This window comes from Kumtagia ephedrae (assembly GCF_003012745.1).
Classification (GTDB): domain Bacteria; phylum Pseudomonadota; class Alphaproteobacteria; order Rhizobiales; family Rhizobiaceae; genus Kumtagia; species Kumtagia ephedrae.
This window is the reverse complement of record NZ_PXYK01000044.1, coordinates 1-18,703: the sequence shown is the minus strand read 5'-3', so window position 1 is coordinate 18,703 and position 18,703 is coordinate 1. Positions and strand designations below refer to the sequence as shown.

The following is an 18,703-nucleotide window of genomic DNA, read 5'->3' as shown; positions in this document are numbered from 1 at the left end:
TATCGGACGATCGCGGGCGGGCAACAAGGCCCGGCCATCATAGCGGCTGCATGCTGCTCCCAGGTAAACGTCGCCTCGAGGTCGTCATCGACCGGGTACGGGCCGGTAGCCGCCGGACACGGCACCGGCGAGGAGCATGTCCCAGGATAGGCGACCGCGCCGCCGATCGCCAGATATGTCGGGGCAAGTCGGGTCATCTCGTGGCGTGGGAAGCCCGGCCCATTGCGCGGCGGCGGCATTGCCGCGATTGGTTCCAGCATCAGAAGAACCACATGTTCATCTGTCAAAATCGCAAGGTAAGATTTCGACGATGGATAATTTTCTGACGGTGTACTATCCAGATGGTGGAAGGGGCAGGGGGTAAGTCATGTCGGCAGTCGACCAACCGGTCTCGACACCGTCCAATCCTCGATCACCTTCAGCCTGGCCAATTCGGCGCGCGTGCTGGGCGCCGTGGAGAACCTGGTCCTGACCGGTAATCGTTGAAGGGGCAGTACTGGCGCCTCGAACGATGCCTGCGCCCATCCTTCGGCACTGCCGGCGCTATCTCTCCACATGATGCGGCGCTGGTGCCGCGGCCGGCGGTGGCGGCCGCCTTGCCGGTGCAACCTTGCGGTGGTGGAATATACCGGCACGCCATCCGTTCGCTCTCCGACAAAAGGAGACGCGCAATGTTTCATCTTCATCGAAAAGCCGCCGACACCATCCGCTTCCTGTGCCGACCGGAGGATTTTGGGGTGATCGCAGCGCCCGTTCCGGCCAAGACGGTGCTGCCGGACTGGTTCCGGAAACTGCCGGCCGTCGACGCCGCGCAGCTTGCTCCGGGCAATAACGGACTGACGGTCAAGCGCTGCATGCCGTTCCTCGACGCCATGACCGCCGGCTGGATCCTGCCACTGGCGGCGACGGTGCGGCTGGAGGTGGCCGACGAGGGCCGCACGGTCAATGCCGGCTGGGAGTTCGACAAGGTGATGGTGAGCAACCACGGCGCGCATCAGGTCGCCGGCAACCCGCGCGAGCCGGCGCCGCCCTGCAAGTTCCACAATCACTGGTCGATCCGTACCCCGCCCGGCTGGAGCTGCCTGTTCGTGCCGCCGCTCAACCGGGCGCACCAGCCGTTCCAATGCGTGGCCGGGATCGTCGACACCGACACCTACACGGCGGAGATCCATTTTCCGTTCTTCATGACCGTCGCCGACGGCGTCCATACCGTCGAGCGGGGAACGCCGCTGGTGCAGGTGATCCCCTTCCGCCGCGACGCGCTGGCCCTGAAGGCGGAGATCCGCAGCGAGACGGCGGCCGAGGCCGAAGAGCGCGACCGCGTCTATCGCAGCACGCTGGCCGCCGACGGCTGGTACCGCAAGGAGGCGCGGGCAAGCCGGTAGCCGGCGATTTTCGACCGAGGAACAAAAAAGGGCAGCCGGCATGATGTGCCGGCTGCCCTTTTTCTGTCCTCAGCGCCAGTAGCGCCAGCCGTGCTCGGGACGGTTCGACGAGGAGTTGGAGCTCGAGTTCGAAGACCGGTTGGAGGACGAATTGGCGCTCGAATTCGAGGATCGGTTCGACGACGAGTTCGAGCTGGAATTCGACGACCGGTTGGAAGACGAATTGGCACTCGAATTCGAGGATCGGTTCGACGAGGAATTCGAGCTCGAGTTGGACGAGCCGTTCGAACTGGAGTTGCTCGACGAATTGGACGAGCTGTTGCCGGCGACGATGATCGAGCCGTCGGAACGGTTCGTTCCCTGCGGCACCGGGCGCTCCAGCCCGGTGAACACCGGCTGGTGGCGCTTCGCCTCGGCCACGGTGGTCGCGGCCGAAGCCACGCCGGCGACCAGGATCGAGAAGATTTTCAGATGCGGTTTCATGGACTTGCTCCTCTTGTGCGGATCGATTTCGATCCGCGGGAGGAACGGGCGGGGGCTGGCTTTATTCCGCCTGGAGCTGCTTAGTCCGCTTGCCGGGCCTCGGCCAGCGCGCTCTTTTCCTCGTCCGGCTGCAGCGGCGGCTGCGCGTCGATGGCGGTGAGGTAGGATTCGAGCGCTTCCAGCGACGAGGCCGGCGCGTAGCCGGAGGAAGCCGCCGCGGCGGCCACCGCGAAGGTGACGTTCCAGGCTCCGTCCCGGCGGCAGGCGACCGACACGACGGTGTCGCCGCCGGCGGGATCGACCTCGAATTCCCGGCAGAGCGCGCCGGCGGAATTGCGGAACGTCGCGATCATGCGCACGGAGCCGCCGTCGAGGCCGAGCTGGTCGCCCGAGGCGGCGGACAGGAGCGCGGTATCGAGAGCGGGCTGGCTTATGCGGCCGAGCGCCAGCCGGCCTTCTTCGGCCGGACCGGCGAGCTGATAGCCGACCAACCCGCCTGCGACGGCCGCGACGAGCGACGCGGCGAGCGGCAGCAGCCAGGGGGAGCGGGTCGGGCGTGGTTTTGCGGCAAAGGGCAGGACGCGCGCTGTATCCTGGCTTTCGGAGCGCTTGCGGTCCACCATCGCCTGCACGGATTTGGCCAGCGCTGCCGGGACCGGCTCGTCGAGCAGCGGGGCGAAGGCGGCCTTGGCCTGGCTGCGCGTTTCCATGAACAGCGCGAGCCGCTCGGCCAGCGCTTCGTCGGTTTCGAGCGCGCGGTCGATCGCGGCCGACGTCGCGGCGTCGAGCTCGCCATCGGCGTAGCGCATCAGGGTGATGTCGTCGAATTCGGCAGCGCTGCCCATCATTTCTTATCCTTCTCGACGGAAGAACGCGCCATTTCCCCCGAAATTCCCGCCGCTTCGGCCAAAAATCTGCGCGCCCGCGACAGCCGGCTCATCACCGTCCCGATCGGGATGTCCAGAAGCTCGGCGGTGTCGCGATAGGACATATCCTCGACGCAGACCAGCAGCAGCACCTCGCGCTGCTCGCCCGGCAGCAGGGCGACGGCTTCCGCGACCGATCTCAGCGTCAGCCGGGCTTCCGTCACCTGCTGGCCGGACACGCCGGCGAGATCGTGGCGCTCGTCGATGTCCTCGTGGACGCCGGCGGTTTTGCCGCGGCGCAGATGGTCTATCCACAGGTTGCGCAGGATGCGGAACATCCAGGCGTCGAAGCGCGTGCCGGGCGTGAAGGATGCGGCGTTGTTCAGGGCGCGCTCGCAGGCCGTCTGCACCAGATCGTCGGCGAGATCGCGCGAGCCGGTGAGCGAGATCGCGAATCGCCTGAGATTGGGCAGGAAGGCGACGAGCTGTCCTTCGACCGTTTCGTCCGTCTGATTCATCATGAATTCACTGCGAAGGATTTTCCACCGTGGGGCCCGGGAATAAGAGGGCGGGGCTCGCGTTTCCGTCATCGGCGTTTGCCGGATGGCTCGTATGAGCTATCACAACGACTGCCGTATCGCACCCGGAGATGTGAGCCATGGTCCATTTCACCACAGCAAGGCTGAAGCGGCTCGCCCTCTGGTTCGTCGCCGTGCAGTTTTTTGCGGCCGCCGTCGCCGAGACGTCGCCGACCGTCTCCGGCTTTGCCGGCGTTGCGGTGGCGCTTGCGGACGACGACGACGGGGACGACGGCGGCGGCGGGGGCGGCGGCGGACGCAGCAGCGGCGGCCGGGCCTTCGACGACGATGACGACGTCCGCCCGCGCTCGGTGCTGCGCCTGCGCGTGCCGCGCTGGTTCTCGCCGCGGCGCGTGCTCCAGCCGCGCCGTGCCGCGCCCCGCCGCGCCGGGCCGAGACGGGCGGCACCGCGCATTGCGCAGCCGCTGCCGACGCGCGTTCCTTCCGAGATCGTCGTGGCAGGCCTCCCGCAGCCGGTCCTGGATCAGCTCGTGGGCTCCGGCTATGCGGTCGTCGAACGCCGGCAGGTCGGGCTGCTCGACGCGGAGATGCTGCGCTTGCGCGTGCCGGGCGACCGGACGCTCGAGGCCGCCCTTGCCGAGGTACGGGCGGCCGCGCCGCAATCGCCGGCCGACTTCAACCACTACTACCGGCCGCAGCAGGACGAATGCGCCGGCGGCCATTGCGCCGACCACATGCTGGTCGCCTGGCCGGCAGCCGGGAGTGCCGGGAGTTGTCCCGCCGACGCGTCGATCGGCCTGATCGACACGGCCATCAACCCCGACCACGAGGCCTTTGCCAAGGGGCAGATCGACGTCGTCCGCCTGGCCGAGGGCAGCGAACTGCCGGAATCGACACGCCAGCACGGCACCGCCGTCGCGGCGCTGCTGGTCGGATCGGCCGGCTCGCGCACGCCGGGTCTGCTGGCCGGCGCCAAGCTGACGGCGGTCGACGCCTTTCATCGCGGCGCCGGCAGCGACGACCGCGCCGACCTGTTCACGCTGGTGCGGGCGATCGACCTTCTGGCGGGGCGCGACATCGACGTGATCAATCTCAGCCTGTCCGGGCCGGGCAATTTGCTGCTGGAGCGCGCCGTCGACCTGGCCACGGCCGACGGCAGCATTCTGGTGGCGGCCGCCGGCAACAAGGGGCCGCGCGCCGCGCCCGTCTACCCCGCCGCCTATGACGAGGTGATCGCGGTGACGGCGGTCGACCGCGGCAAGCGCGTCTACCGGCGGGCCAACCAGGGCGACTATGTCGACCTCGCCGCCCCCGGCGTGGAGGTGTGGACGGCGGCCTCGGTGCGCGGCGTGCGGCCGAAGACCGGCACCTCCTTCGCCGCGCCCTTCGTGACGGCGGCAGTCGCGCTGATGAAGGCCGGCGACCCGGCGGTCACGCCGGCCGCGATCGCCGACCGCCTGGCCCGCGCCGCCGAGGATCTGGGGGAGCCCGGCCGCGACCCGGTGTTCGGCTGGGGGCTATTGAATGCATCGCTGGCCTGCCGGCCGGCCGGCGGCGCTACACCACCTGGAAATCCGCCGCCGTGATGGCCGGCAGTCCCGTCAGCGTGGCGAAGTGGATGGCCGCGCCGGCGCCGTTGCCGTCGGCGTCGTAGAACAGCTTTCCGGTGTCGGTCTCGTAGACGATGCGGTCGTCGGCGTCCTGGGCCGTGCCGGTGGCGTTTGCCCGGAAATGGCCGGACAGCAGCGCGCCGGGCGCCCCGATCGCCGCGAAGACGGCGTCGTCCAGCCGGATCGTGTCGTCGGCGGCGGAGAAGTCGACGATGGTGTCGACATTGTTGGCGGCATTGAGCGCAGTGTCGAAGACGAAGGCGTCCTTACCCGCATTGCCGGAGAGCGTGTCGTTGCTGCCCAGGCCGCGGATGATGTCGTCGCCGAGCCCACCCTGGATGGCGTTGTGAGCGCTGCTGCCGACAAGCGTGTCGTTGAAAGCAGAGCCTTCGAGGTTCTCGATGGAGTTGAAGGTGTCGCCTTTTGCTTCGCCGCTGCCGAGCGACGGATCGGCGAGGTTGACGCCAACGCCAGCCGCACTGAACACGTAGGACGCTGTGTCGTTGCCCGTTCCGCCGCTGAGGTAGTCCGCGCCGAGGCCACCGACGAGCATATCGTTGCCGTCGCCGCCGCCCAGTGTGTCGTTTCCGTCTCCTCCTTGCAGCGCGTCGTTGCCTGCACCGCCGCGCAGGACGTCATTGCCCCCCAAGCCCGAAAGATTGTTGGCGCCGGAACTGCCGTCAAGAGTATCCTTGAAAGCGGAACCAAAGATGCCCTCAATGGAATTGAAGGTGTCGCCGGCCGCGTCCCCCGCGTTGGACTGTGGGGAACTCAGGTTGACCGTCACGCCGGCAGCGCTCTGCGTGTAAGAGGCGTAGTCCCGGCCCGCTCCGCCGCTGAGGTAATCAGCGCCGGCACCCCCGCTCAGTATGTCGTTGCCTTCGCCACCACCCAGCGTGTCGTTGCCATCGCCGCCGTCCAGCGAATCGTTGCCGCCTGCACCACGCAGCAAGTCGTTGCCTTGGAACCCGGCCAAGGCGTTTGCGCCGGCATTGCCGTCCAGCGTGTCGTTGAAGGCCGAGCCGGCCAGGTTTTCGATGGAGTTGAAGGTGTCGCCCTTGGCTTCGCCGACGTTAAGCGACGGGTCGGCAAGGTTGACCTTAACGGCTGCGGTTGCTCCCATATACGACGCCGTGTCGAAGCCACTGCCGCCGCTGAGGTAGTCGGCGCCGAGCCCTCCCATCAAAATGTCATCGCCATCACCGCCGGAGAGCGTGTCCTTGCCGTCGCCGCCATCGAGCCGGTCGTTGCCACCCATGCCCCTCAACACGTCGTTACCGCCGCGGCCATAAAAGGTGTCCACGAAGGTCCCTCCGGCGACTCTCTCGACGGTCGCGTCGCCGTCGTATTGCGTTGGGTCGAAGATTTGCGCGCGCACGGCAGGACCGTTGGTGTCGCCCCGTGTCTCGCTCTCGTCCGTCCAGGCCACGACAAAACGACCGCCGTCCAGCGCTGCTATGCTGCTTTCATACTGTCCCTCTGTCGTTATGCGGTCGATCAGAAATTCACTGCCACTCTTCGACCCGTCGGCAGCGAAGATCTGTCCCCGTATATCGTAGTCTTTCGTGTTGAAGTCGCCTACGGGATCATCCGTCCAGGTGACAACAAAACGACCGTCGGCCAGCGCCGTCACACGACTGTCGGTCTGAAAGCTCCGGGTAGTGGTGTTTACCAGAAACTCGTCACCCGCTCGCGAGCCATCGGCGTTGAAAACTTGTCCGCTTATCGCAATGTCTTCATCTTCAGTCGAACCGAGGTCAGTCCACGTGACGACAAAACGGCCGTCCACTAGCGCAGCCACGCTGGGCTCGTGCTGTATGTCCTCTGTCGTACTATTGACTAGGAATTCACCGCCAACCTTCGAGCCATTGGCGCTGAAAATTTGCCCGCGCACTTCCCAGTTGCTTGTGTCGCCGCCAATATCGCTTGTGTCTTTCCAAGTAACGACAAAGCGGCCATCGGTAAGCGCGGAGACGCTGCTATCATTCTGAAATGCCCAAGTGGTGGTATTGACTAGAAACTCACCTCCAGCTTTGGTGCCGTCGGCCGCAAAGATTTGCCCGCGTACTGCAGATGCGCTCGTGTCCTTGCCGGTCCCGCTGTCGTCACTCCAAACGACGACGAAACCGCCGTCAGTCAGCGAGGTTACGCTGGATTCATATTGCGGGGACCAAGTCGCGCTGTTGACCAAAAACTCGCCGCCGGCTTTCGAACCATCGGCGTTGAAAATTTGCCCACGCACGGCGCTAGGGCTTTCATCTACGCCGGTTCCGCTCCAGTCCGTCCAAGTGACGACAAAGCGACCGTCGGTCAACTCCGTGACGCTGCTTTCCGCCTGATGGCTCTCTGTCGTGGTGTTGACAAGAAATTGGCTGCCTGCCTTCGAGCCGTCCGCGTTGAAAATCTGTGCGCGTACAGCGTCAGCGCTCTTGTCAGTACCGATCTTGCTATCGTCAGTCCAGGTGACGACAAAGCGGCCATCGGCCAGTGTTGCTACACTACTGTCAGACTGACTGCCTGTAGTCGTGGTGTTGACAAGAAATTCCCCGCCGTCCCTTTGAAACCCCATGCTTTATTCCTCCCCTCAGCTATGCCGCCCGCATCAGTTGGATAAAGAGTCGGTGTGACGCGGCGCCCTATCTTGCTACTGGTCGAGATAAAGGCGGTCGCGTCTAAATACAATGCATCACTCGGTAGTTGCACCCACTGCCCTAGCGGGAGGGTCCTTTCGGCAACAACTCTCGATGGTGAATGGCGCTGACTGGAAATGGCTTAATGGAGTTCCACCGCCTTCAATTCAACATTTTTCACCGCCGCTGGCATTTTCCGATTTGTCTGACGATTTGCCGCGCCGCCATGTTGACCTAGCGGCGCTTTCAGCCGTATTTTTCGGGACGCGCAGAAAAACCGTCGGGCAGGCGGAGGAGGCCGGTCCAGCAAGTGTCGGCGCGAAGGGAAGGGAAACGTCGTCCGGCGCGGTCGCCGGCATTGGGAGGAAAAAATGCTCGACGATCTTATCGAGGAATCCAGAACGCGCCGTGACGTCTTCAAGGCGATCGGAGCGACGGCGCTGGCCGGTGCGCTGCTCGGCTCGGCCGGTCTCGACCCGGCGCTGGCGCAGGACCTGAAGCCGTCCGAAAAGCCGCTGAAGGCGGCCATGGGCAATGCCGGCCTGCAGGCCACATGGTGCGCCCAGGGCAAGCAGGCGGCGGAAGCCTGGGGCAAGCTGATGAATGTCGAGATCACCTGGTTCGACGGTGAGCTCTCGGCCACCAAGCAGCGCGCCGCGGTCGACAACCTCGCCACCCAGAAATGGGATTTCGTGGCGCTGCAGACCTTCGGCATCGGCACGCTCAACGACCCGATCAAGAAGGTGATCGATTCCGGCACGCCGGTGATCGCCATGGACACGATGATGGCGCCGGAAGGCCAGCTCGCGCTGCACTCCTTCATCGCGCCCGACAACGTCTTCATGGGCTCGGTGGTGACCAACGAGATCATGAAGAAGATCGGCGGCAAGGGTAATGTCGTCATGACGCAGGGCGCGCTCGGCCACTCCGGTGCCCAGGGCCGCGCCAAGGGCTTCAAGGAAGTCGTCGCCAATTTCCCGGACGTGAAGGTGCTCGACGAGCAGCCGGCCGACTGGGACGTCACCAAGGTCGCCCGCATCTGGGAATCGCTGCTGACGAAATATCCGGACATCGCCGGCGCCTTCTTCCACAATGACGACATGGCGCTCGCCGCCCACAACGTCATGAAGGCCAAGGGCCGCACCGGCATCGTCATCGGCGGCGTCGACGCCATGCCGCCGGCGGTCAATGCGGTGCTTGACGGCACCATGGTGGCGACGGTGCGCAACCCGTCCTCGCGCATCCATGGCTGGGCGGTCGCCGCGGGCGTCGCCGCCGTGGCCGGAGGCGAGGCCGGCAAGGACATGCCGAAATATGTCTGGGCCGACGGCCCGGTCATCACGGCGGAGACGGCGCCGGGCAATCTGTGGCTGCAGAAGAACTTTCTGATGTAAGCGGCCTGATGACGGGTGAGGGAGGTTTTGCCCGGCCTTCATCCGCCTGCCGGCACCTTCGCGCCATTCCTTCGGCAAGCTCAGGAGGCCAGGCAATCGCATATGGGGTTCCGGAAGCGTGCTCGGCCGGGTACCCCCACCCCTAACCCCTCCCCTCAAGGGGGAGGGGGACTTTGCGGCCGCGATGCCGCGCAAAACCGTCGAGGATTGCCGCGTGGCGGAGACGCAAGCCGGTCCTCTCCCCTCGAGGGGAGGGGTCAGGGTGGGAGTGAGCTCACATGGGTCGCCCTGCTGCCGACAGGCGGAGCGGCGCCGGCGGCGAGACGAAAGGTAACATGACGTTGGACGCCTCCTTGCCTGCCGGGGAAAAACCGCCGCTGCTCGAAATGATCGGCGTGTCGAAGGCGTTCGGTGGTATCCATGCGCTGCGCGAGGTGGATTTCGATCTGCGCGAGGGCGAGGTGCACGGGCTGGTCGGCGAGAACGGCGCCGGCAAGTCGACCATGATGAAGCTGATCGCCGGCGTCTATCACGGCTTCGAGGGCGAGATGAAGGTGGGCGGGCAGACCGTGCATTTCCGCTCGCCGCGCGACGCGCTGGCGGCGGGCATCGGCATGGTGCACCAGGAACTGTCGATCGTGCCGGACCTGACGGTCGCGGAGAACGTGTTCCTCGGCGCCCAGCCGCTGGTGGCCGGCGGAGTGGTCGACTGGCGGCGCATGCGGCGCGAGGCGAAGAAGCAGCTCGCCAGCCTCGGCCTCGACATCAACCCGGCGGCGCGCATGGGCAGCCTGCCGGTCGGCATCCAGCAGCTCATCGAGCTGTCGCGGGTGCTGTTTTCCGGCGCCAAGATCATCATCCTCGACGAGCCGACCTCGGCGCTGTCGCCGCCGGAGGTGGCGCGGCTGTTCGAGGCGCTGCGGCGGCTGAAGCGGGAAGGGCGTACCATCGTCTTCATCTCGCATTTTTTGGACGACGTGCTGGCGATCTCCGACCGCGTCACGGTGTTCCGCAACGGCCGCAAGGTGATCACCGAGGAGACCGGCGCGCTCACCAAGGACAGCATCATCTCGCACATGATCGGCCGCGGCTCGGCCGACATGCATATGGGCGAAAGCACCGAGCTCGCCGGCGACGACGCCCGCAAGGTGGTGCTGGAGGCGAAGGGCCTGAGCGACGGCCAGATGATCCGCGACATCTCGCTGACGCTGAGGAGCGGCGAGATCACCGGCGTCTACGGCTTCATGGGCTGCGGCCAGGTGGAGCTGTCGCGGGCGCTGTTCGGCAAGGGCCGGCTCGCCGCGGGACAGATCGTGCTCGACGGCAGGCGGGTGAACTTCCGCTCGACGGCGGCGGCGCGCAAGGCCGGCATCGCCTACCTGCCGGAGAGCCGCGGCATGATGCTGTTCCGCACCGAGCAGGTGTTCAAGAACGTGTCGATCGCCATCCTCGGCCGCATCCACAAGGTCTTGCTGAAGCCGCGGCGCGAGCGCGAGATCACCGAACGGCACATCAAGGACCTGCAGATCCGCCCTCCCAGGCCGGATATCGCGCTGGGCAATCTTTCCGGCGGCAACCAGCAGAAGGTGGCGCTGGCCAAATGGCTGACCGAGCTGCCCAAGGTGCTGATCCTGTCGGAGCCGACGCGCGGCATGGATGTCGGCGCCAAGGAGGACGTCATCCGCATCGTCAAGTCGCTGCGCGACAAGGGGGTCGCGGTGCTGGTGCTGTCGACCGAGCCGGAGACGATCCTGACGCTGGCCGACCGGGTGACCGTGCTGAAGCGCGGCGTGGTGGCGCAGGAGTTCACCCACGGCCACATCGAGAAGGCGGACCTGCTCAATGCGGCGTGATGGGCGAAGCCGGGGACCGGAGGGCGGGCGCGCGCGGGCGTTGAAGCACCCCCTCGCCGGCGCCCCTTCGACAAGCTCGGGGTCGCCACCTCTCCCCCTGCAGGGCCGGGCAATCGGATATGGGACTTCTGGAAGCGTCGCCCGGTCCGGTACCCCCACCCCTAACCCCTCCCCACAAGGGGGAGGGGGACTTTGCGGCCGCTATGCAACGCAAAACCGTCGACGATTGGTGCTCGGTGGAGACGCCACCCGGTTCCCCTCCCCCTTGTGGGGAGGGGTTAGGGGTGGGGGTAAACTCGCATGCGATTGTCCCGCCTGCCCGGGGAAGAGGAGCGCCGGCTGCAGGACTGGCGCCAACCGTAGAAGCCGCGCTCCTCGCTCCCACGAAGCAGGGGAGAGGTGGCGAGCGAAGCGAGCCGGTGAGGGGGTGCTCCGCCGGCGATCCAAGTCAATGCAGAGGGGAACTGGTTCGAAATGACCTTGCAAACCGAGGCGGCCCCAAAACCGTTCGAGCTGAAACGGTTCCTCGCCGAGCAGATGCGCAACATCGCGCCGGTGTTCACGCTGATCGTGCTGGTGATCTTCTTCTCGACCCAGGCCGAGAGTTTCCGCACCTTCGACAATTTCATGAACATCCTCAGCCAGGCCTCGATCACCGGCATCATCGCCGTCGGCCTGACCTTCGTGATCCTCACCGCCGAGATCGACCTGTCGGTGGCGGCGATCGCCAACGCCATCGGCATACTGGTGGCCTATTTCACCATCCAGCCGGACTATGTGAACATCGCCAACCTGCCGGTACAGGGCTGGATCGCCATCATCCTGACGCTTGCGGCCTGCTTCACGCTGGGGCTGATCACCGCCTTCGGGGTGACCGGCATCGGCATCCCCTCCTTCATCATGACGCTCGCCATGATGCAGATCGCCAACGGCATGTCCGCCATGCTGGTGCGCGGCCAGATCGCCTACAACTTTCCCGACCTGATCACCACGCTGGGCTCCGGCACCATCCTCGGCGTCAAATGGTCGATCGTGATCTGCCTCTTGTTCATGCTGGTGGCGCATCTGGTGCTGAAATACACGCGCTTCGGCCGCTACGTGTATATGGTCGGTGGCAACCGCGAGGCGGCCGAATATTCCGGCGTCAACGTCAAGCTGATCATCGGCTCTGTGATGGTGATCTGCGCCATGTGCTCGGGCATCGCCGGCATGATCGGCGTCGCCTATTTCGGCTCGGCCCAGCAGAACCAGTTTGACACCTTCCTGCTCGACGCCATCGCCGCGGTGGTGGTCGGCGGCACCAGCCTGTTCGGCGGGCGCGGCGGCATCGGCAATACGATCATCGGCCTGATGGTGCTCGGCGTGCTCAACAACGGGCTCGACCACATCCAGATCGACAGTTTTTTGAAGATCCTGATCCGCGGCCTGATCCTGCTGGCGGCGCTGGTCATCAACGTCTACGCGCAAAAGCTCAGGGAGAGCGCGCGCGAATAGCCTGCCGGGCACGGCATCGTTTCGGAGGACCGCCTTGAAGAAGATATTGAACGACCCGTTCAGTTATGCCGAGGAGACGCTGAAAGGGCTGACGCGGGCCTATCCGCAATATTACCGGCTGGTCGAGGGGACGGCGCGGGTGATCGCGCGGGCCGGCGAGCCGCGGCAGGGCAAGGTCGGCATCGTCTCGGGCGGCGGCTCGGGCCACCTGCCGATCTTCACCGGCTATGTCGGGCCGGGCTTCCTCGACGCCTGCGCCTGCGGCGACGTGTTCGCCTCGCCCTCGGCCGACGAGATGGCGGCGGCGATGCGCGCCGCCAATGGCGGGGCAGGCGTGCTCAGGCTCTACGGCAATTATGGCGGCGACGTCATGAACTTCGACATGGCCGGCGAGATGGTCGAGTTCGACGATATAACCAGCACGACCGTGCTCCTGGCCGACGACGTCGCCAGCGCGCCGCTGGCGGAACGGGAGAAGCGGCGCGGCGTCGCCGGCATGGTGCTGACCTTCAAGATCGCCGGGGCGGCGGCCGAGGCCGGGTTGGACCTCGACGGCGTGACCAAGGTGGCGCAGCGCGCCGCCGACGGCTGCCGCACCATGGGCGTGGCGCTGTCGTCCTGCACGGTGCCGCAGGCGGGCAAGCCGACCTTCACCATCGCCGACGACGAGATGGAGGTCGGCATGGGCATCCATGGCGAGCCTGGCGTGAAGCGCGAGAAGCTCAAGGCCGCCAACGACATCGCCGACGCGCTGCTCGACCCGATCCTGGCGGATCTCGCGCTGCCGCGCGGCGAGCGCGTGACGGTGCTGGTCAACAGTCTCGGCGCCACGCCGGTGGAGGAACTGTTCATCCTGTACAACCGCATCGCTGACCGGCTTGGCGACGCCGGCCTGACCATCGCCCATCCGCTGGTCGGACGCTACGCCACCTCGATGGAGATGGCGGGCGCCTCGCTCACCGTGCTGCCGCTCGACGGCGAGCTGGAAAATTATCTGACGGCGCCGGCCGCCTGCGCCTTCTGGAAGGTGTGACCATGGCGCTGACGGCCGGCTCGCTGCGCACCGCCATCGCCCGCATCCTGGCGGCGTTGGAGACCGAGCACGAGGCGCTGACCAGCCTGGACGGGCAGATCGGCGACGGCGACCTCGGCATCACGCTGCTGAAGGCGTTCCGCGAGCTCGACCGCATCAAGGGCGACCTGCCCGACGACCTCGGCATGGCGCTGATGCAGGGGGCGAGCGCGGTGTCGAAGGTGTCGAGCTCGAGCTTCGGCACGCTGCTCGCCACCAGCCTGATGGCGGCGGCGAAGCTGACCAGGGGCAGGACCGAGGCGGAGTGGAGCGAGGTGCCGGGCTTCCTGGACAAGGCGGTCGAGGCGATGATGGCGCGCGGCAAGGCGAGCCTCGGCGACAAGACGGTGATGGACGCGGTGTCGGGCGCCGCGAAGGCGGCGGCGGGCAAGGACGATCCGGCCGAACTGCTTGCGGCGGCGCGGGAGGGCGTGAACGCGGCGCTGGCAGAATTCCGCGACAAGCCGAACAGGATCGGCAGGGCGCGCATCTTCGCCGAGCGTACCGTCGGCATGGACGACCCCGGCATGGTGGCGTTCAAGGTGATGGTGGGGGCACTGTGAGGGCGCTCGCGCCATCGGCCGCTTCGGCCCGGGGAGTGGGCGGCGGAGCCAGGTCAATAGAACATGGACGCATCGCTCGGCCCAATACCCCCACCCCTAACCCCTCCCCACAAGGGGGAGGGGGATCGGCCGGCCTCTCCGCCAGGCGCCAATCGTCTGTGATCTCGCGCGGCATGGCGGCCACAAAGTCCCCCTCCCCCTTGTGGGGAGGGGTTAGGGGTGGGGGTACGACGCGGCGAAACTCGTGGTCGTATGTGATTGCCCTTAGGACAGGAGCAGATCCCGGACGGCCGCGCTTCCGACGGCGTGTTCGGGCGACGGGCATTTCGGAAGGCATGTGAAGCAGGATGGCCGCGGTTGGCCATCCGGGAGGGAATAACGACATAACATCATCGCCCGGCACGGCCGGGCGCAATTGGAGGAGGAGCATCATGAAATACCGCATGTTGTTTACGGCCGTCGCAGCCGCGGGTCTGCTGCTCGGAGGCTCTGCGCTGGCGCAGGACAAGAAGCAGCTCGCCTTCGTCGTCAATGCCTCGTCCGACTTCTGGAAGCTGGCGGAAGCCGGCGTGAAGAAGGCGCAGGGAGAGCTGGGCAGCTACGAGCTGCAGTTCCGCTATCCCGCGCAGGGCACGGCGGCGGCGCAGAACGCGCTGATGGACGACCTCGTCACCGCCGGCGTCGACGCCATCATGATCTCGTCGGCCGATCCGAAGAACTCGATCGACGCCTTCAACCGCATCGCCGGGCAGGTGCCGCTGTTCACCACCGACTCCGACGCGCCGGAATCCAACCGCATCGCTTATCTCGGCTCGTCCAACACCGATGCCGGCGTGCAGGCCGGCGAGGAGATGGTGAAGGCCATGGCCGGCAAGGAAGGCAAGTGCATGGGCTTCGTCGGCTTCCTCGGCGCCGACAACGCCAAGGAGCGCATCGCCGGCTTCAAGCAGGCGATCGAGGGCAAGGGCATCGAACTGGTGGACGTGCGCGGCGACGACGTCGACTTCACCAGGGCCCGCACCAATGTCGACGACGTGCTGGTCGCCAACCCGGAGATCAACTGCATGGTCGGGTTCTATTCGTACAACCCGCCGAAGATCTACGAGGCGCTGCAGGCCGCCGGCAAGCTCGGCCAGATCACCGTGGTGGCCTTCGACGAGGATCCGGTGACGCTCGGCGCGGTCAAGGAGGGCTCGTTCGCCTCGACCGTCGTCCAGCAGCCCTTCGAGTGGGGCTATCAGGGCATGAAGCTGATGGCGAAATATCTCGAGGGCGACAAGTCGGGCGTGCCGGAGAACAAGCTGATCATCGTGCCGACCAAGGTGATCGAGAAAGGCAATGTCGACGCGTTCGAGGCCGATTTGAAGGCCAAGATCGCGAGCGCCGGCTGATCGTGACGCACTGAGCGGGACCGGCGCGGCCGACGCGCCGGTCCCGCATGTCGCCGCCATGAGCGCTGCCGCCACCGCCGCACCGTCATCATCGTCGTCCGTGCAGCCGTTCCTGCGGCTCGCCGGCGTGCGAAAGTCCTATCCCGGCGTGGTGGCGCTGGCCGGCTTCGACCTCGACGTCGCGCGCGGCGAGGTGATCGGCATCGTCGGCGAGAACGGCGCCGGCAAGTCGACGCTGATGAAGATTCTGGGCGGCGTGATCCGGCCCGACCGCGGGACGATCGAGGTGGACGGGGAGCCGTTCGAGGCGCTGACGGTCGGCCAGTCGATCCGCGCCGGCATCGCCTTCGTCCATCAGGAGCTCAACCTGTTCGACAATCTCGACGTGGCCGCCAATGTCTTCATCGGCCGCGAGCCGCGCAAATACGGGCTGCTCAACCTCGTCGACAGGGAGGGGCAGCGCGCAGCCGTGGCGCCGCTGCTGAAGCGGCTGGGCGCCCATTTCGGGCCCGACGCGCCGGTGCGGAAACTGTCGCTGGCGCAGCAGCAGATCGTCGAGATCGCCAAGGCGCTGAGCTACGACGCGAGGCTGATCATCCTCGACGAGCCGACCTCCAGCCTGCCGCTGCGGGAGACCGAAAAACTGCTGGAGGTGATCCGCGGCCTCAAGGCGGACGGCATCTCGGTGATCTTCATCTCGCACCGGCTGCACGAGATCGAGCGCGCCTGCAACCGCGTGGTGGTGCTGCGCGACGGCGTGCTGGCCGGCCGGCTCGACCGGGCCGAAGTGACCTACCAGAAGCTGGTGCGGCTGATGATCGGCCGCGACCTCAAGGTGGTGTACACGCCGCCGGCGGTGGCGCGCGGCGCGGTGGCGCTGTCGGCGCGCGACGTCCGCACATCGGCCTATCCGCACCAGCCGGTCAGCCTGGACCTGCATCGCGGCGAGATTCTCGGCCTTGCCGGGCTGGTCGGCTCCGGCCGCAGCGAGTTGGCTCGCGCCATCTTCGGCATCGATCCGATCTTCGGCGGCTCGCTCGGCTTCGAGGGTGCGCCGCTGGCGGTCAAAGGCACCGGGGATGCGACCCGGCGCGGCATCTTCCTGGTGCCGGAGGATCGCAAGGGCGCCGGTATCCTGCTCGACCTGCCGATCGCCCAGAACATCACGCTGCCCAATCTGGACGCCTATGCGCGCGGCGGGATCGTGTCGGCGGCGGCGGAGGCGAGGCGCGCCGAAAAGAGCAAGGCCGAGCTCGACATCCGCGCCCCCAGCGTGCAGGCGCTGACCGGCGCGCTGTCGGGCGGCAACCAGCAGAAGGTGGCGCTGGCCAAATGGCTGGCGATGGACCCGCAGGTGATCATTCTCGACGAGCCGACGCGCGGCATCGACGTCGGCGCGAAATTCGAGATCTACCGGCTGATGCGCGCGCTGGCCGACGCCGGCGTGGCCGTGCTGATGATCTCCTCCGACATGGAGGAGGTGATCGGCGTCTCAGACCGCATCGCGGTGATGCATGAGGGGCGCATCTCGGGCATGCTGACGCGCGACCGCTTCAGCGAGGAGAACGTGCTGCTGCTGGCGATGGGGCGCGGCCTGGAAGGCGAGGGGCGCACATGAGTGCTTTGCCGGTCGGCCACCCCCTCCGGCCCTTCGGGCCACCTCCCGCATCGTGGTGGCGGAGGGCGGCACGATTGGCGCTCCTCCCTTCCCGCGAGGGAGGAGCGATGGGATACGGGTTTACCCCCACCCCTGACCCCTCCCCACAAGGGGGAGGGGAACCAGCCTGCGTCTCCCGCCAAGCGCCAGTCGTCGACGGTTTTGCTTGCCAAAGCGGCCGCAAGATCCCCTCCCCCTTGTGGGGAGGGGTTAGGGGTGGGGGTACGATACGGCGGAACTTCTTGCCGAGCGGGCTCGCCGAAAACGGCTTAACCGGAGAAGGAATCGAAGGAGTGGCGGCGTGAACAAGAAGGATCTCGGGCTGCTGGTGCTGATCCTGGTGGTAGGGCTCGGCGTCTATCTGCGCAATCCGCTGTTCCTGTCGCCCAACAATCTTGCCAACACCGCCAATTTGATCGGCCTGTTCGGGCTGTTCTCGATCGCGCAAGGGTTCGTCATCATCACCGGCGGCATCGAATTGTCGGTCGGCTCGATGATGGCGCTGCTCGGCGTGCTGTTCGTCGACATGGTCGGCCGGCTCGGCGTGCCCTGGCCGATCGCCGCGGCGATCGTCATAGCGCTGGGGCTGCTGCTCGGCCTGGCGCACGGGCTGCTGATCACAAAACTGCGCATGCAGCCCTTCGTGGTGACGCTGTGCGGCCTGCTGATCTATCGCGGCGCCTCGCGCGGCTATACGGCCGACGCCACCGCCGGGTTTCCGTTCGGCAGCACCTATCCCGGGCTCGACTTCTTCGTGGCGCGCCCCTGGGGCATCCCGACCTCGGTGTTCGTGCTGGCGGTGGTCGGCGTCATCGCCTGGGTGGTGCTGCACCGCTCGGTGTTCGGCCGCTATCTCTACGCAGTCGGCAAGAACGAGGAGGCAGCGAAGTTCTCGGGCATCCGCACGTCGGTGGTGATCGCCGCAGCCTATGTCATCTGCGCCGGGCTGACGGCGATCGCGGCGATCTTCCTGGCCATGTACACGCGCTCGGTTTCGCCGTCCTCGCACGCCAATTTCTACGAGCTCTACGCCATCGCGGCGGCCGTGCTGGGCGGGTTTTCGCTGCGCGGCGGCGAGGGTTCGATCGTCGGCGTGATCCTCGGCACGATCCTGCTGCAGGTGCTGCAGAATCTCGTCAATTTGCTCGGCATCCCGTCGTCGCTGAATTTCGCCGTGATGGGCACGGTGATCCTGGTGGGCGTTCTGGTCGACCAGCAATGGGGCCACTTCCGCGAGCGAAGGCGCATCCGCGAGGCGGCGCGAAGTTCGCTCGAGCAGCCGGCGGAGTAGGAGAGCGGCGGGGTTCGCATCTCAGGTTGCGTCCAGCGCCCTCGTGGTTCGACAAGCTCACCATGAGGGCTATTGGAACGGCTGCGCTGATTGTTCTGCGTGATCAGCCCAAACGACAGTTGTGGTGGGCGAGCCTATCAGTAGCCCTCATGGTGAGCTTGTCGAACCACGAGGGCGCTGGACGCGATTTGAGATGCCCTCAGGGCGATCGCATATGAAAACGATGAGATTTTTGTCGGCCTGTACCCCCACCCCTAACCCCTCCCCACAAGGGGGAGGGGGACTCGGCGGCCGCTTTGCAGAGCAAAATCGCCGACGATTGGCGCTTGCCGGAGACGCCAGCCGGTTCCCCTCCCCCTTGTGGCAGGGCTGTCCGGGGAAAGTCATGCATAGTGGAAAGCCATCTGGTTTGGCGAGCATCGGGGTCTTCTATGGCTCGGATTGACGGGCGGCGGGCGTTCGATGGCGGCGATGT

14 protein-coding genes are annotated in these 18,703 nt (G+C 66.4%); 11 read left to right on the top strand and 3 right to left on the bottom strand.

The window, feature by feature from the left end:
- Positions 1-671: 671 nt before the first annotated feature.
- Together C7I84_RS27705 and C7I84_RS30240 are read left to right on the top strand one after the other, a co-directional pair.
- Positions 672-1,385, top strand: coding sequence for a DUF6065 family protein (locus tag C7I84_RS27705; protein ID WP_106775449.1), 714 nt, complete (start codon positions 672-674; stop codon positions 1,383-1,385).
- 151 nt (positions 1,386-1,536) lie between these two features.
- The gene (locus C7I84_RS30240) at positions 1,537-2,028 is read left to right on the top strand and encodes a hypothetical protein (RefSeq protein ID WP_165816249.1); all 492 of its coding nucleotides are present in this window, start codon (positions 1,537-1,539) and stop codon (positions 2,026-2,028) included.
- Here C7I84_RS30240 and C7I84_RS27695 read toward each other — a convergent pair.
- Both C7I84_RS27695 and C7I84_RS27690 read right to left on the bottom strand, forming a co-directional pair.
- A complete protein-coding gene (locus tag C7I84_RS27695) occupies positions 1,949-2,716 on the bottom strand; it encodes an anti-sigma factor family protein (RefSeq protein ID WP_106775447.1) in 768 nt (255 codons plus the stop codon). The genes C7I84_RS30240 and C7I84_RS27695 overlap by 80 nt on opposite strands.
- Positions 2,713-3,252 (bottom strand): RNA polymerase sigma factor, encoded by a 540-nt coding sequence (locus C7I84_RS27690; RefSeq protein ID WP_425351415.1) that lies wholly within the window; start codon positions 3,250-3,252, stop codon positions 2,713-2,715. The genes C7I84_RS27695 and C7I84_RS27690 overlap by 4 nt, the downstream gene beginning before the upstream one ends.
- A 140-nt stretch (positions 3,253-3,392) precedes the next feature.
- Here C7I84_RS27690 and C7I84_RS27685 point away from each other — a divergent pair, with 140 nt between their 5' ends.
- The gene (locus tag C7I84_RS27685) at positions 3,393-4,859 is read left to right on the top strand and encodes a S8 family serine peptidase (protein WP_106775445.1); all 1,467 of its coding nucleotides are present in this window, start codon (positions 3,393-3,395) and stop codon (positions 4,857-4,859) included.
- Here the strand turns inward: C7I84_RS27685 and C7I84_RS29580 are convergent.
- Positions 4,831-7,452 (bottom strand): calcium-binding protein, encoded by a 2,622-nt coding sequence (locus C7I84_RS29580; RefSeq protein WP_120785136.1) that lies wholly within the window; start codon positions 7,450-7,452, stop codon positions 4,831-4,833. The genes C7I84_RS27685 and C7I84_RS29580 overlap by 29 nt on opposite strands.
- A gap of 432 nt (positions 7,453-7,884) precedes the next feature.
- On the opposite strand from C7I84_RS29580, the gene C7I84_RS27675 reads away from it, so the two are divergent.
- The 8 genes from C7I84_RS27675 (at position 7,885) to C7I84_RS27635 (ending at position 18,228) form a co-directional block, all read left to right on the top strand.
- Positions 7,885-8,907 carry a sugar ABC transporter substrate-binding protein gene (locus C7I84_RS27675; RefSeq protein ID WP_106775443.1) on the top strand — a complete coding sequence of 341 codons (1,023 nt, stop codon included), beginning with the start codon at positions 7,885-7,887 and terminating at the stop codon, positions 8,905-8,907.
- A 335-nt stretch (positions 8,908-9,242) separates the two neighbouring features.
- On the top strand, positions 9,243-10,760 hold the full coding sequence (locus C7I84_RS27670; RefSeq protein WP_245428639.1) for a sugar ABC transporter ATP-binding protein: 1,518 nt from the start codon (positions 9,243-9,245) through the stop codon (positions 10,758-10,760).
- A gap of 474 nt (positions 10,761-11,234) precedes the next feature.
- Complete coding sequence (locus C7I84_RS27665; protein WP_106775442.1) at positions 11,235-12,254, top strand: ABC transporter permease; 1,020 nt, start codon at positions 11,235-11,237, stop codon at positions 12,252-12,254.
- A gap of 34 nt (positions 12,255-12,288) precedes the next feature.
- Positions 12,289-13,287 carry a dihydroxyacetone kinase subunit DhaK gene (locus C7I84_RS27660; protein WP_106775441.1) on the top strand — a complete coding sequence of 333 codons (999 nt, stop codon included), beginning with the start codon at positions 12,289-12,291 and terminating at the stop codon, positions 13,285-13,287.
- Positions 13,288-13,289: 2 nt separating this feature from the next.
- Positions 13,290-13,889, top strand: coding sequence for a DAK2 domain-containing protein (locus C7I84_RS27655; protein WP_106775440.1), 600 nt, complete (start codon positions 13,290-13,292; stop codon positions 13,887-13,889).
- A gap of 431 nt (positions 13,890-14,320) precedes the next feature.
- Positions 14,321-15,280 carry a sugar-binding protein gene (locus C7I84_RS27645; RefSeq protein WP_106775439.1) on the top strand — a complete coding sequence of 320 codons (960 nt, stop codon included), beginning with the start codon at positions 14,321-14,323 and terminating at the stop codon, positions 15,278-15,280.
- Positions 15,281-15,338: 58 nt separating this feature from the next.
- Positions 15,339-16,898: a sugar ABC transporter ATP-binding protein gene (locus tag C7I84_RS27640; RefSeq protein WP_106775438.1), complete on the top strand. Its 1,560-nt coding sequence runs from the start codon at positions 15,339-15,341 to the stop codon at positions 16,896-16,898.
- A gap of 340 nt (positions 16,899-17,238) precedes the next feature.
- A complete protein-coding gene (locus tag C7I84_RS27635; protein ID WP_106775437.1) occupies positions 17,239-18,228 on the top strand; it encodes an ABC transporter permease in 990 nt (329 codons plus the stop codon).
- Positions 18,229-18,703 lie beyond the last annotated feature (475 nt).